Annotated in this window: 10 protein-coding genes and 1 tRNA gene; 7 read left to right on the plus strand and 4 right to left on the minus strand. The window is 63.1% G+C overall.

What is annotated here, in order from left to right:
• Window positions 1–14: 14 nt before the first annotated feature.
• Window positions 15–1010 carry an NADP-dependent oxidoreductase gene (locus J7S20_RS13940; RefSeq protein WP_284054840.1) on the minus strand — a complete coding sequence of 332 codons (996 nt, stop codon included), beginning with the start codon at window positions 1008–1010 and terminating at the stop codon, window positions 15–17.
• A 220-nt stretch (window positions 1011–1230) separates the two neighbouring features.
• Between J7S20_RS13940 and J7S20_RS13945 the strand changes: the two genes are divergently transcribed.
• A tRNA-Ala gene (locus tag J7S20_RS13945) sits at window positions 1231–1306 on the plus strand.
• Between the two features lie 43 nt (window positions 1307–1349).
• Here the strand turns inward: J7S20_RS13945 and J7S20_RS13950 are convergent.
• Window positions 1350–2582: an MFS transporter gene (locus J7S20_RS13950; protein WP_284054841.1), complete on the minus strand. Its 1233-nt coding sequence runs from the start codon at window positions 2580–2582 to the stop codon at window positions 1350–1352.
• A gap of 74 nt (window positions 2583–2656) precedes the next feature.
• Window positions 2657–4909 (minus strand): beta-glucosidase, encoded by a 2253-nt coding sequence (locus J7S20_RS13955; protein ID WP_430980952.1) that lies wholly within the window; start codon window positions 4907–4909, stop codon window positions 2657–2659.
• Window positions 4910–5110: 201 nt separating this feature from the next.
• On the opposite strand from J7S20_RS13955, the gene J7S20_RS13960 reads away from it, so the two are divergent.
• From J7S20_RS13960 to J7S20_RS13985, 6 genes are all read left to right on the plus strand, one after another.
• Window positions 5111–8158: a TonB-dependent receptor gene (locus J7S20_RS13960; protein WP_284054843.1), complete on the plus strand. Its 3048-nt coding sequence runs from the start codon at window positions 5111–5113 to the stop codon at window positions 8156–8158.
• Window positions 8159–8268: 110 nt separating this feature from the next.
• Window positions 8269–9831, plus strand: a complete 1563-nt coding sequence (locus J7S20_RS13965; protein WP_284054844.1) for a tryptophan halogenase family protein — start codon at window positions 8269–8271, stop codon at window positions 9829–9831.
• Between the two features lies 1 nt (window position 9832).
• The gene (locus J7S20_RS13970) at window positions 9833–10549 is read left to right on the plus strand and encodes a SapC family protein (protein ID WP_284054845.1); all 717 of its coding nucleotides are present in this window, start codon (window positions 9833–9835) and stop codon (window positions 10547–10549) included.
• A complete protein-coding gene (locus tag J7S20_RS13975; protein WP_284054846.1) occupies window positions 10542–11573 on the plus strand; it encodes a cupin-like domain-containing protein in 1032 nt (343 codons plus the stop codon). Before J7S20_RS13970 ends, J7S20_RS13975 begins: the two co-directional genes overlap by 8 nt.
• Window positions 11570–13078: a tryptophan halogenase family protein gene (locus J7S20_RS13980; protein ID WP_284054847.1), complete on the plus strand. Its 1509-nt coding sequence runs from the start codon at window positions 11570–11572 to the stop codon at window positions 13076–13078. The genes J7S20_RS13975 and J7S20_RS13980 overlap by 4 nt, the downstream gene beginning before the upstream one ends.
• A 6-nt stretch (window positions 13079–13084) precedes the next feature.
• Window positions 13085–14155, plus strand: a complete 1071-nt coding sequence (locus J7S20_RS13985; protein WP_284054848.1) for a LacI family DNA-binding transcriptional regulator — start codon at window positions 13085–13087, stop codon at window positions 14153–14155.
• A 6-nt stretch (window positions 14156–14161) separates the two neighbouring features.
• On the opposite strand, the gene J7S20_RS13990 is transcribed toward J7S20_RS13985, so the two are convergent.
• Window positions 14162–14638 carry an MgtC/SapB family protein gene (locus tag J7S20_RS13990; RefSeq protein ID WP_284054849.1) on the minus strand — a complete coding sequence of 159 codons (477 nt, stop codon included), beginning with the start codon at window positions 14636–14638 and terminating at the stop codon, window positions 14162–14164.
• Window positions 14639–14690: the final 52 nt, after the last annotated feature.

The raw sequence follows: 14690 nt of genomic DNA on the forward strand, positions 1-14690 counted from the left end.
GCCCGCGCGGCCGGTCAGACCTTTACCAGCATCTTGCCCATGTTCTTGCCCGAAAACAGGCCGAGAAACGCGTCGGGCATGTTGTCGAGACCTTCGACGACCGTTTCCTCGCGCTTCAGCTGTCCGGACTGAAGCATCGTCCCCATGTCGCGGTAGAATTCCTCTGCGCGCGCCAGATAGTCGCTGACGATGAAGCCTTGGATGCGGATGCGCGCACCGATCACGCGCGGCAGATAGCGCAGTTCTGTCGGCTCACTCGTGTTGTAGATGTCGATCATGCCGCAGATCGCGAAGCGCGCATGCTGGTTGGCGACGGCGAGCGCGGCGTCGAGATGATCGCCGCCGACATTGTCGAAATAGACATCGATGCCGTCGGGCGCCGCTTCCATCAGTGCCTTCACGACCGGCGTGCCCGATTTATAATCGATCATGTGATCGGCGCCCAGCGAGCGGACCCAATCGCATTTTTCCTTGCCGCCGGCAGAACCGATCACGGTCATGCCCTTGGCCTTGGCAACCTGAACCACGGTCGATCCGACCGCGCCGGCCGCGGCGGACACGAACACCGTGTCGCCTTTCTTGGCCCCGGCAACTTCCAGCAGGCCGAAATAGCCGGTCAGGCCTGGCATGCCGAGCTGGCCGAGAAATGCCTGTGCCGGCACGTCGAGCGGCGGCAGCTTCTGGGCCATGCCGGTTGCGGTATCGACCACCGCTTCGTCACGCCATCCTTCCATATGCTGGACAAGATCGCCCTTGGCGAAGCCGTCGGCCTTGCTCTCGACCACCTCGCCGATCGCGCCACCCTGCATCGGCTCGCCGAGCTGGAAGGGCGGGACATAGCTCTTCACGTCGTTCATTCGGCCCCGCATGTACGGATCGACCGACAGCCAGCGATTGGCGACGCGGATCTGCCCATCGGCGAGGTCGGGCAGCGCGATATCCTTCAGCGCGAAATCGTCGTGGACGGGCATGCCATTGGGACGGCGTTCGAGGTGCCAGGCGCGGGCCATGATAGTCTCTCCCTGCTTATGATGTTGTCACCGCGATATGAGCGATCCGTTGCGGATTGCAACCTGGGCCTAGGGGCAGGAAACGCTATCGTGCCGCCACCGCATCCGCACTTGATCGGGATGGAGAAAATTTTGCGTGCGATGCCGGTTGCATCGGTCAAGCCATGTGGGTAAGGGGAGCGGCCCCGGCGAGGCAGATGCGTTGCCGGGCGATCAAGGCGGGGCCGTAGCTCAGTTGGGAGAGCGCTGCAATCGCACTGCAGAGGTCAGGGGTTCGACTCCCCTCGGCTCCACCAGTTCCCGCCAGATAGACACTTGCACCGCTTCGATCGGCGACGCCTAGCGTCGGCCGCGGACCGCGAGGATCGTCACTCCTCCGCATAGCGCCAGCGCAGCCAGTGCCAGCATCGCGGCGCCAAAATCGCGCGGCGTCGCGAGCAGCCAGGTGAGCAATGGCCCGAGCAGCGAGGGCAGGGTATTGGTCAGGTTAAGCAGCCCGAGATCGCGCCCGCGGTGCTGCGGGTCGGGCAACAACTGCATCGCGAATGCCGAATGGAGCGCAAGAAAGGTCGCCGAGCCGACGGCGTAGAGGCCGAAGGCCACGGCGCCCTGCATCCAGTCGTTCGCGATCGCCATCCCGACCAGTCCGAGTGCCGCGACCGCGGCGGCGGCGAAGAGGAAGGGCTTGCGCCGGTCTATCCGGTCGGACAGCCGACCTATCAGGATCGCTGCCGGCACCGGGACCAGATAGGCCAGCGTGAAGAGATGGCCGACCCATGCCGCGATGCGCGGCGGCGGCGTGTCGAAGAAGCTCTCGAAATAATAGAGCAGGTAGAGCGACAGCACCGCTCCGGCGATCTGCACGAGAATCCGCGCCGCCCATGCGATCATCAGGTCGCGGCGAAGCATGGCGTGGATTGCCGGGCGCGGCGTTTCATCCGCCACGCGCCGCGCGGGTATGGCAAGCAGCGGTGCCAGGCAGGCAAGGATCGCCGCCATGACGATCGCGAGACGCATCGGCTCGGTCAGGAAGTCGGCGCCGACGAGCGATGCCGACAGCAGCGCCGCCGTCGGATAGCCGAGCGACAGCAATCCGCCTACCGTGCCCTTTTGCGCATCGGGCACCTCGTCTGCCATGATCGCGATCAGCGGCGCGAGTGCGGCGTTGACGGCGGTCTGGAAGAATATGATCGCAAGGATGATGGCGAGGGGTGATGCCGCTGCCGCGACGAATGCATAGGAAAGCGCGAGGGCGACCATCCCGCCGGTAACCCAGCGACGGCGCCCGCCACCGCGCGCGACCGAGCGATCGCTGAGCCAGCCGAACAGAATGTTCGACGCACTTGATGCGATGCTGCCGGCGACGATGCAGGCGGTGAACAGCCCGAGCCGAGCATCGCCGGCGATCTCCTCCACCTTGATCGGCAGGAACAGCGACAGAAGCGGCATATAGGCGATGACGCCACCGGCATAGGCGAGTCCGTAGACCAGCAGGAACGCCGTCGATCGACGCTCACCCGTTGCCGGTGAGGCGGCGTCCTGGCCGGACGGCGAGGCGGGCGGAGCGGGCATCGCCGCCATGACTGCCCGTGCGGCGGGCATTCGGCAACAACCGATGCCGCCGCGCGGGACTTGTCGCTATCCGATCACGGCTTCATCGTCGCCGGATCGAGTTGGGTGGTGAACACCATCTTCCGGTCGGTGGCATTGCGGGCGAGTGCGACGCGATACTCGCCTCCCGCGATCCGCCATCCGGGCAGGTCGGTGTCGTAATCGGCGACGATGCGCGGTTCGGCGGTCAGCGTCACATGGCGCGTCTCGCCGGGTTGCAGCGTCACGCGCCGGAACGCCGCCAACCGCATCGGCGTGCCGGAGCCGGCCTTCGCAACATAGATTTGCGGCACGTCAGACCCAGCGCGCTCGCCGGTATTCACGACATCGAACGAGACGCTCAGCGTCTTGCCGCCGGTGACGACCGGGTTGCGATACGCGAACTGCGTGTAGCTGAGGCCGTATCCGAACGAGAAAAGCGGTGTTTCGTCCTTCTTTTCATACCAGCGATAGCCGACATCGCTGCCCTCGACATAATCGACCGGAAAACTCTTCAACTGATAATCGGATGCATCGGCCGGATTGGCCGCCGCCTGTGCCTCCAGCGCGTTCAGCCGGTCGAGGCCGACCGGGGAGGGGCGCGGCGCCTGCGCTGCTGATTCGGGGAAAGTGATCGGCAGGCGGCCCGATGGATTGACCTTGCCCGTCAGGATGTTGGCGATTGCCTGGCCACCGCGTTGTCCGGGATACCAGGCCTGCACGATCGCGGGCACCTGGCCGATCCACGGCATCAGCACCGGACCGCCGGTCTCGAGCACTGCGACCGTGTGCGGCTGGGCTTCCGCGACCGCGGCGATCAGCGCATCCTGATCGCGCGGGAGCGAAAGATTGGGCGCATCCTCCGCCTCGGTCGTCCACTGCGTGGCGAAGACGATGGCGATGTCGGCATCCCGTGCCGCTCGCGCCGCGGCCGCAGGATCGCTGCCGTCGATATAGCGAATATCGGCGTTCGGGGCCGCTTCCCGCAGCGCCTTGAGCGGTGACGACGCATGATAGGTAACGCGCGCGAAGGATGCGGCCGCGCCCGATTTGAGCGGGATTTCGATCGGCGCGCCGCCGACCGAGCGCACCTGGCTCGATCCCCCGCCCGACAGGACGCCGACATCGGCATGGCCACCGATCAGCACGATCCGCTTGGCGGTGTCGGCAAGCGGAAGGATGCCACCTTCGTTTTTCAAAAGGACGATGCCCGCCTCGGCCGCGCGCTGCGCGACATCGGCATGGACGCCATATGGTATCGGCTGTGCGTGCTCCGGCACCGGCGTGTCATAGGCGCCCGTTTCGATTAGTCCGGTCAGATAGCGGGTGACCATCTGGTCGAGCCGCGTCTCTGGAACCGTACCCGCTTCGACCGCCTGTTTCAGCGCTGCGCCGAAGAAGACGGACTTGTCGAGTTCCTGTCCCGATTCCTGGTCGAGCCCGGCATTGGCGGCCTTTACCGTCGAATGCACCGCGCCCCAGTCGCTCATGACCCAGCCTTTATAGCCCCAGTCGGTGCGCAGCACATCGGTCAGCAGATGGTGGTTCTCGCAGGCATAATCGCCGTTGACCTTGTTATAGGCGCACATCACCGATCCGGGCTGGCCCTTCTCGATCGCTATTTCGAAAGCGAGCAGATCGCTTTCGCGCAGCGCCGCCTCTCCGATCCGCGCATCGACGACGGTCCGACCAGTTTCCTGCGAATTGAGCGCGTAATGCTTGATCGTCGACGTGATACGGTTCGACTGGATACCCGCAATATGCGCACCGGCCATGTCGCCGGCGAGGAGCGGGTCCTCGCCAAGATATTCGAAGTTCCGCCCGTTCCACGGGTCGCGCGTCAGGTTGACGCCGCCGGCGAGCATCACGTTGAATCGCTTTGCCCGCGCCTCGGCGCCGATCATCATCCCGCCTTCGTGCGCGATGTCGGGATCGAAGGTCGCCGCCGTCGCCAGTCCCGACGGCAGCGCGGTCGCGACGTCGCCCTTGCGCTGTTCGACCTGGTTGGCGACGCCGAGCGACGCGTCGGTTTCGCGCACCAACGGCACGCCGAGCTCGGGAATGCCGTCGATATGGCCGGCGGACGGGATCAGTTCGTTCTGTGTCTTTCCCTGTGCCATCGGCGGGAACAGGCCGTGGACGAGGGCGATTTTTTGATCGAGCGTCATTTTTGCAACAACCGCTTCGGCACGGCTCTGCGCGGTTGCGGCGCCGGGAATGGCAGGCAATGCTTGGGCGTGTACCGTTCCCCCTCCAACGCCTGCAAAAGCGCAGGACGCTGCCAATGCTATCGCTAACGGTCTCGGCATTCTCTCTCTCCCCTTTCGACGAATCCTTGCGTTCGCCATCTTGATGCAATTCCGCTTTCACCGCGAACCGACGCGCCGAATCTTTCGCGTGGTCCGCTGCGGTTGAACTTTTCTGTTACTTGACAGCGCAGGACAAACTGCGCAAGTGAACGTTCTCAAGAAGAGCGCGGAATGAACCGCGCGGCATCAGGGGAGGAGTTTATGCGGAGCTTTTCGGCTCGCTCGTTTTCGCATCTGGTACTCGGAGCCTCGGCCTTGGCGATCGCCGCCACGCCGGGAATCGCGCTCGCTCAGGATGCCGGCTCGACCGCGGGGCAGACGAGCAATTCGAACAATCAGGGGCAGTCCGACAATACGGCTACCGATCAGGCTGCGGCAGGTAACGAGATCGTCGTCACCGGCATCCGCGCCAGCTTGCGCGAGTCGATGAACCTGAAGCGTAACGCGCAGGGCGTTATCGATGCCATTTCGGCCGAGGACATCGGCAAATTCCCCGACACCAACCTCGCCGAATCGCTTCAGCGCATCACCGGCGTGTCGATCGACCGTTCGAACGGCGAAGGTTCGACCGTTACCGTTCGCGGCTTCGGCCCTGAATTCAATCTCGTGCTGCTCAACGGCCGCGAGATGCCGACGTCTTCGCTGGGCGACGGCGCGAGCCCGCCTTCGTCGCGTTCGTTCGACTTCGCCAATCTGGCGTCCGAAGGAATTGCGGCGGTTGAAGTCTACAAGTCCGGCCGCGCCTCGCTGCCGACGGGCGGTATCGGTTCGACGATCAATATCCTGACGCCGCGGCCGCTCGATCGCCCGGGTTTTCAGGGCAGCCTCGCCGCCAAGGCGGTGCTCGACACCTCGCGCAACAGCGGCAGCCCGATCACGCCCGAATTTTCGGGCATCGTCAGCGATACCTTTGGCGACGGCAAGTTCGGCATCCTGATTTCGGGTGCGTATCAAAAGCGTCTTGCCAGCACGAATACGGCGAATGTCGACTGGCGCGACGGCTATCTGGGTTCCGAAAACAACTGGGGCTCGCTGCCGCAGCAGGGCGATCCGCGTTATGCGAACATCACCAACCGTCCCGGTCCGAACGACGTTTATGCCGTGCCGCAAAGCGCCTCGTACAACCTGAACGATATCGACCGTGTGCGGATCAACGGCCAGTTGGTGCTGCAATTCCGGCCGATCGATTCGCTGACGGCCACGGTGGACTACACCTATTCGCAAAACACCGTCGAAGTGCGGAACAGCAATGTCGGCATCTGGTTCAACTTCAACGATGTGTCGAGCGAATGGACCGATGGTCCGGTTGCCGGCCCGGTATTCTATTCCGAGCATTTCGGCGCGAACGAGCGCAAGGACCTGTCGTACAGCGGCGCGCTGACCGCCAATCGTTCGATCAACAAGTCGCTTGGCGGCAACCTGAAATGGGAAGCGCCGGGGGGCGTAACCGTTCAGCTCGACGCGCATCATTCGACTGCGGAATCGAAGCCGACCAATAATTACGGCACCAGCAGTTCGGTCGGTAATGCCGTGTTTGGCATCGATAACCAGACGATCAATTTCGACAATTACATGCCGGTCCTGTCGTATCAGATGTATCCCGGCGTCGATCCGCTCGATCCCGCCAATATCACGCCGACCGGCAACTCTTTCCGCAATGCCTATTTCCGCGACGAGATTAATCAGGTCCAGCTGAAGGGGCATTACGACCACGACGGCAGCTTCCTCGACAGCCTCGATTTCGGCGTTTCCTATGTCGAGAACCGCGTCCGGTCGGCCTATGGCTATATTCAGAACGAGACATGGAGCGGAGCCGGTCCGGCTTCGGACATTCCCGACGACATTTTCAAGCAGGTATCGCTGCCGGACAAGTTCGCGGGGCTGTCAGGTTCGGACGATCCGAACATGATCCAGAGCTTCTACACCTTCGATTTCCCGCGAATGGTGGACCTGATCGAGAATCTCTATCAAACGTGCAGCAATCCGGGCACGGGTTCGGCGCAGCCGGGCACCTGCCTGGCCAATTATACGGTCGATCGTCGCATTACCGAAAAGACGCTCGCGCCGTATATGCAGATCAACAACAAATTCTATCTGTTCGACAATCCCGCGCACCTCAATCTCGGGCTGCGTTACGAGCATACGAACATCGATTCCGGCGCGCTGGTGCCGATCCCGAACGGTGCCTCGTGGGACGCGGCCAACGAATTCTACGTACAATATTCGGGTGACAGCAACTTCACGGCGTTCAAGGGCGCGTATCAGAACTGGTTACCGGCAATCGATTTCGACATGGAGCCGGTCCAGGATGTGAAGCTGCGTGCGTCGTACAGCCATACGATCGCCCGTGCCGACTATGCCAGCCTGCAGGGCGGGTTGACGCTCGACACCCAGTTCCGTGTCGGCGGCGGTACCGGCGGCAACGGCAACCCCGGGCTGCTGCCGTACAAGTCGAAGAATATCGATCTGTCGGCGGAGTGGTATTACGGGCCGTCCAGCTATCTGTCGGTCGGCTATTTCCACAAGGACGTGTCGAACTTCATTTCCAGCGCTCGCGTCGACATGACGGCGTTCGGACTGCGCACCCCGTATCAGGGACCGCGCTATCAGGCCGCGATCGCCGCACTCGGCGCAAATGCGGGTGCTCAGGACATTCGCCAGTATATCTTCGACAACTATCCGGGTTCGACGCAGCCGACCGGAACCGATCCGGCCGGTTACACGACGGGCAAGATCTTTGCGCTGCCCGAAGATCCGCTCGTGAATTTCCAGATTTCGCAGCCGGTCAACAGCGACCAGACGGCGAAGCTTTCAGGCTGGGAGTTCGCTGTCCAGCACAGCTTCTGGGACACCGGGTTCGGCGTCATCCTGAACTACACGATCGTCAACGGCGATGCGACGTTCGACAATACGCAGCCGTATAACGTGACCCAGTTCGCGCTGACCGGGCTCAGCGACAGCGCCAACGCGGTTGCGTTCTACGACAAGGGGCCGCTCCAGGCGCGTGTCGCATATAACTGGCGCGATCAGTTCCTCGCCGGAACGGGACCGAACCCTTATTATGTCGAGGCCTATGGGCAGGTCGACGCCAATGCGAGCTACGAGTTCATGCCGGGGCTCCGGGCGTTCGTTGAGGTTATCAACCTGACCGGCGAAAGCCGTCGCGGCCATCGCAGGTCGGACCGGACCGTGACATTTGCCTCGCCAGGATATGCACGGTACTCGGGAGGTATCCGGTTCAACTTCTGATCCGGATCGACCCGGTGTCGTAACCACTTGCGGAGAAGTCATCCTGTGAGGGGATGACTTCTCCGACGTGGCAAAAGGCTGGTCCCGAAAATTTCAGTGGGGACATTCGCGTGGCAACGCCAGTGACCAGGATCGTCATCGTCGGCGGCGGCACCGCCGGATGGCTGGCGGCCTGTCTGATCGCCGCCCGTGCGAAACGCGAAGGTCAACAGCGATTGCAGGTCACATTGATCGAATCCCCTGACATTCCGACGATCGGTGTCGGCGAGGGGACGTGGCCGACCATGCGGCGAACGCTGGAGCGGATCGGTATCGGCGAGGCCGAGTTCCTGCTGGCGTGCGATGCGTCCTTCAAACAGGGGTCGCGCTTCGAAGGCTGGGTGACCGGACAGGCCGGCGATCATTATCTCCACCCCTTCACGCCGCCGGTCGATGGCGATCCTCGCGACGCGGTTGCGGCGTGGAGCGATAGCGGCGGACGCGATTTCGCCGATGCGGTCAGTCCGCAGCAGCGCGTCTGTGCGCTCGATCTCGCGCCGCGTCAGCGGGCAATGCGCGACTATGCCGGTGCATTAAACTACGCCTATCACCTCGACGCCGGAAAGCTTGCGCAGTTGCTTGCCTGCCATGCCACCGAGCGCTTGGGCGTCACCCATGTCCGCGATCATGTCACCGATGTGAAAATGCATGACAGCGGCGACATCGCCAGCGTTACGACGCGCGAACACGGCGATGTGGCCGGCGATCTGTTCATCGATTGCACGGGACACGCCGCGCTGCTGATCGGCGGTCGCTATGACGTACCGTTTCTCGACCGCGGCGATGTCCTGTTCAACGACCGCGCGCTCGCGGTTCAGGTGCCGGTTGCGCCCGGAAGCGCGATCCGGTCCCAGACCAATGCGACCGCGCACAAGGCCGGCTGGATCTGGGACATCGGGTTGCCGACGCGTCGCGGCATCGGTTGCGTCTATTCCTCGGCGCATATCGATGATGATGCGGCTGCGCGCGAGCTTGAGGCCTATATTGGCTGCACGGCGCCCGATGCTGAAGCGCCGAATTTATCGTTCCGGCGACTGACATTCCGGTCGGGACATCGCGAACGCTTCTGGGAACGCAATTGCCTTGCGATTGGGCTGTCAGCGGGTTTTCTCGAGCCGCTGGAAGCATCCGCCATCGTGCTGATCGAACTTTCGCTCGACGCACTGCTCGACAATTTTCCGGTGACGCGGGAGGTGATGGATATCCATGCGCGCCGTTTCAACGATCTGTTCCGCTATCGTTGGGACCGGGTGGTCGAGTTTTTGAAGCTGCACTACCTGCTCAGCCGGCGTGAGGAACGCTATTGGCGCGACCACCGCGCGGCGGACAGCGTGCCGACGCGGCTGTCGGACCTGCTCGAAATATGGCGCTACCAGCCGCCATCGACGCGCGATTTCGGCGCGGTCGACGAAATCTTCCCCGCCGCAAGCTATCAATATGTGCTTTACGGGATGGGCTTTCCCGGCCCCGCGGACGGACCGCTGACGCACCCTGGAGCGGGGCGGGCAGTACAGGCGTTTCAACAGGTCGAACAGCGTGCGCGTTCGTTGGCCGCGGCTTTGCCGACCAACCGCGTCTATCTTGACGCATTGCAGGCCGCGGGCCTTACTCCCGCGCGGGAGAATATACACTGACATGACAAGCCACGCCGTTCTGACCGCCGAAGACCACCGCGACCTGCGCATCCGTACCGAACGGGCTGCCGAGCTTGGGGACGGGGTGATGTGCTGCATCACGGTGCCGCAGGAATTCCGGCGCGTTCAGAACGAATATCCGATCCTTTTTCGCCGCAGCGCCGATCGCGACAGCTTTACCGCGCTGGCGATGTTCGGCTTTGAAAACGGTGAAAACCTGTTCCTGGAAGGCGGTCGTTGGGATGCCCGCTATCGCCCGCTTGCGATCGATATCCAGCCGTTCCTGATCGGAAGGGAAGCGCCGGATTCGGAAGCGCGCCAGGTGCATGTCGACATGGCTTCGCCGCGGATCGCCGACGGTGAAGGCGTGCGGGTATTCGATGAGGATGGGCGCCCGACGCCCTATCTCGAAACCGTTGCCGAACAGCTTGGCGCTCTCGATGTCGGATTCCAGGCATCGGGCGAGTTTTTCGCGGCGCTCGGGCGTTTCAACCTGCTCGAGCCGCTGACGCTCGAAATCACGCTCGACGACGGATCGACCAATCGGCTGGTCGGCTTCCACGTTATCGACGAGGATCGGCTGCGCGCGCTCGATGCGTCGGCGCTCGGCGAATTGCAGGCTGCGGATCATCTGATGCCGATCTTCATGGCGCTTGCTTCGCTCGGCAATCTCGACGCGCTGATTGCGCGCAAGAACAAGCGACAGGGCCATGGCTGAGGCTGACCCCGGCATTTTCAGCGCGATGTCGCGCGTGCCGGAAATTGCGGTTGCCGGCGCGTCGGAGCTCGATGTTCATCTGCGCGAAGCCGATCGACCGTTCGTCGTCCGCGGACTGGTAAAGGATTGGCCGCTGGTCGAGGCCGGACAGCGTTCGGGACGCGAGGCGCGCGATTATATCGTCCGGCGTCGGCGCGACGTGCCCTTCACCGTGTCGGTAGGAGCCCCCGAATCCGGCGGTCGGCTGTTCTACGACGAAGCGATGGCGATGAACTTTCGCATGGCCCGCGGCAAGCTGCCCGAGGTCTTTGCCCAGATCGATGCAGCAGAGGGGCGGGACGATGCGCCGCCCATCTATCTCGCGTCGATCGACATGTTCGAATTCTTCTCCGGTCTGCATGAGGAGAACCATGTCGATCTCGGCGATCGTCGCTGCATCGCGAGCATCTGGATGGGAACCCGCACTCGCATCGCCGCGCATAACGACTTTCCCGACAATCTTGCCTGCGTGGCGGTCGGCAAGCGGCGCTTCACGCTGTTTCCGCGCGAACAGTTCCGCAACCTCTATCTGGGGCCGGTCGACAATACACCTGCCGGACGCGCGGTCAGCATGGTCGATTTCCACCGACCCGATTTCGACAAGCACCCCAGATTTCGCGAGGCGCTGAAGCATGCGCAGGTGGCCGAGCTCGATGCCGGCGACGCGCTCTATATTCCGTCGATGTGGTGGCACCATGTCGAAGGCTTGTCGCCTTTCAACGTGCTGGTGAACTATTGGTGGCGCGAAACCCCGCGCTGGATGGGGCAGCCACAGGATGCGCTCAACCACGCAATGATGGCGATCCGCGATCTGCCCGAGGACGAAAAGCGGCACTGGCGCGACATGTTCGATTATTATGTCTTCGAAAATGACGAGTCAGTTGTCGCGCATATTCCCGAAAAGGGCCGCAGCGTCCTTTCGCCGCTGACCGCGGAAAGCGCGTCGCGCATACGCTCCTTTCTGTTGCGGCAGCTTAGCCGGTGACCGGGGGCGGGGGGCAGAAGCTGCGCCGGGTGGTGATTGCCGGTGGCGGCACCGCCGGATGGATGGCGGCGGCGGCGATCGCCCGAACGCTTGGTCGGACCGTCGATGTGACGCTGGTCGAATCCGATGCGATCGGGACGGTGGGAGTGGGGGAATCGACGATCCCGCCGCTCGTCACCTACAACCGCCTGCTCGGCATCAACGAAGCCGATTTCATGCGCGCGACGCAGGCGACGTTCAAGCTGGGCATCCAGTTCGAGGGCTGGAAGAACGGCAGCGACAGCTATTTCCATTCCTTCGGCCTGACCGGAAAGGATCACTGGTCGGCGGGCTTCCAGCATTTCTGGCTCTACGGTCGCGAAAAGGGCCATTGCCAGCCCTATGACGATTATTGCCTCGAACTCGCCGCGGCGATGGCGGGCAAGTTCGCGCACCTGCCCGACAACCGGATGAACTATGCCTATCAGCTCGATTCGACGCTGTATGCCAGGTTCCTTCGCAAGATGGCCGAAGCCGATGGCGTCACGCGGATCGAGGGCAAGATTTCGCAGGTCGAGCTGGATGGAGAGACAGGCGATATCGCTGCGCTCCGCCTCGAATCGGATCGGCGTATCGAAGGCGACTTGTTCCTCGACTGCACGGGTTTCCGTGCGCTGTTGATCGAGGGCGCGCTTCATGCCGGCTTCGATGACTGGACGCACTATCTGCCGTGCGACCGGGCGATTGCGGTGCAGACGGCGAATGTTCGCCCGCCCGTACCCTATACGCGCGCCATCACGCACGACGCAGGCTGGCAGTGGCGCATTCCGCTTCAGCACAGGACCGGCAACGGTCTGGTCTATTGCAGCCGCTATCTCGCTCAGGACGACGCACTCGAAAGACTGCTGGGCAATGTCGAGGGGGAAGCGCTGACCGAACCCAATTTCCTGCGCTTCACGACCGGCGCACGGCGGCGGCAATGGTATCGCAATTGCGTCGCCATCGGGCTTTCGGGCGGGTTCATGGAGCCGCTTGAATCGACGAGCATTCACCTGATCCAGCGCGCGGTTCTGCGACTGATCCGAATGATGCCGCTGAACCATATCAGCGCGCGCGACGTGGCCGAATTCAACGACCAGCAATTCACCGATATGGCGCAAATTCGCGACTTTCTGATCCTTCACTACAAGGCGACCGAGCGGCGCGACAGCGCCTTCTGGCGGCTATGCGCGGACATGGAGATTCCCGACACGCTCGAGCAGAAGGTCGAACTGTTCCGCGAAACGGGGCGCGTATTCCGGCGAAACGAAGAATTGTTCGCCGAAAACAGCTGGGTCCAGGTGATGATGGGGCAGGGCATCGTGCCGCAATCCTATCATCCCATCGCTGCGAAGCTTCGCGACGACGAGCTGGAAAAGCTTCTCGTCTCGCTGCGCGAGGATGTTGCGCGAACCGTCGGATCGCTTCCCGAACACGCCGCCTATGTCGCACGCTATTGCGGCGCGTCCGACGAAGCGGCGGCCTGACTGCGGATGGCGAGGCGCAGGCAATCCGTCACGATCAAGCATGTCGCAGCAGATGCCGGGGTATCGCTGCAGACCGTCAGCCGTGTCATCAACAACGAACCCAATGTGCGGCCCGAGATGCAGGAACGGGTCCGCGCATCGATCGCCAAGCTGGGATATGTGCCGTCGATCGCAGCGCAGCGGATGGCCGGGCGGCGCTCCTACCTGATCGTTGCGCTCAACGACCGCGAGCGCACCATTGCCGACTGGCGCAAGCGCGAGGGCACCGACTGGGTCGACCAGATGATGTTCGGCGGCATTTTGAAATGTACCGAACATGGCTATCGCCTGATCGTCGAGCTGGTCGATACACATAGCGACCATATCGAGCGTGAATTGCTCGCCGCGATCGCGTCGTTGCAACCCGACGGCGTGATCCTGACGCCGCCGCATTCGCAGAACCAGAAGATTCTCGAGATACTCGACGATCACAAGATCAGCATCGCGCGGATCGGGTCGCTGACCGACGGCCCGGGCTTCCTGCTGACGATGGACGACGAACATGCCGCGCGGCTGGCGACCGAGCATCTCGTCGAACTGGGGCACCACCGGATCGGTTTTATCGCCGGGCCGCCCGAATATGAACTGAGCGGATGGCGCGTGGTCGGTTGGAAGGCCGCGATGCGCGATGCCGGAATCGATAGCGGTGGCTTGTTCGCGCAGGGCGACTTCAGTTTCGCCTCGGGCCGAGCGGCTGCCGAAGCGTTGTTGGGGGGCGACGATCCGGTGACCGCGATCATCGCCAGCAACGACCAGATGACGCTGGGTGCGTTAGAGGTGGTACGCGAGCATGGCCTCCGCGTGCCGGAGGATTTTTCGCTCATCAGCTTCGACGACACGCCGGTCATCCGCTTTTCGCATCCGCCGCTTACCGCGGTTCAGCAGCCGATCGCCGAAGTGGCATCGCGCGCGGTGGAACTGATTATTTCCGATCAGGCCGGTAAGAAGGTGTCGCGCGAACCGGTTGTCGTGCCGGCGAGCCTGGTCGTGCGCAATTCGACGGCTCGCCGCCGGCCGGCGCTCAAGGATACGGCCTAGCGCCCGTCAGGGAGCCTCGTCCTCGTCCTTACGGACGCCTGGCAACCACGGTTTGACGATGCGCACGCCGGCAAGAAGCAGGACGCCGAAACCGGTCGCAAGGATCACGACGCCATATTGGCCGGCGCCGCAAGCAATTCCGATCGCCGCGGCTAGCCAGACATTGGCCGCGGTTGTGATGTTGTGAACCGAACGGCCCTTCACGAAGATGAGCCCCGCCGCAATGAAGCCGATCGCCTGCGCCAGTCCCTGTACGACGCGAAGCGGATCGGGCTGCGCGCTGGTACCGCGCAACTGATCGAACAGCAGCAGCGCCGAAACGGTGATGACCGCGCTGCTGAGCGCGATGATGCCGTTGGTCCGTATCCCGGCCGCATGGCCATGCACTTCCCGGTCGAAGCCAAGCGCCGCGCCGAGCAGCGTCGCGAGACCGATGCGCAGGGCCATCTGCGCAAAGCCGAGGTCGATCGGCGAAACGTCCATGCCAACTCCAACATGTTTCGACCCGTTGTGGGGCCAGCCAGTTGCGCTGCGG

The organism is Stakelama marina, from assembly GCF_018122655.1.
Lineage (GTDB): Bacteria > Pseudomonadota > Alphaproteobacteria > Sphingomonadales > Sphingomonadaceae > Sphingomonas > Sphingomonas marina.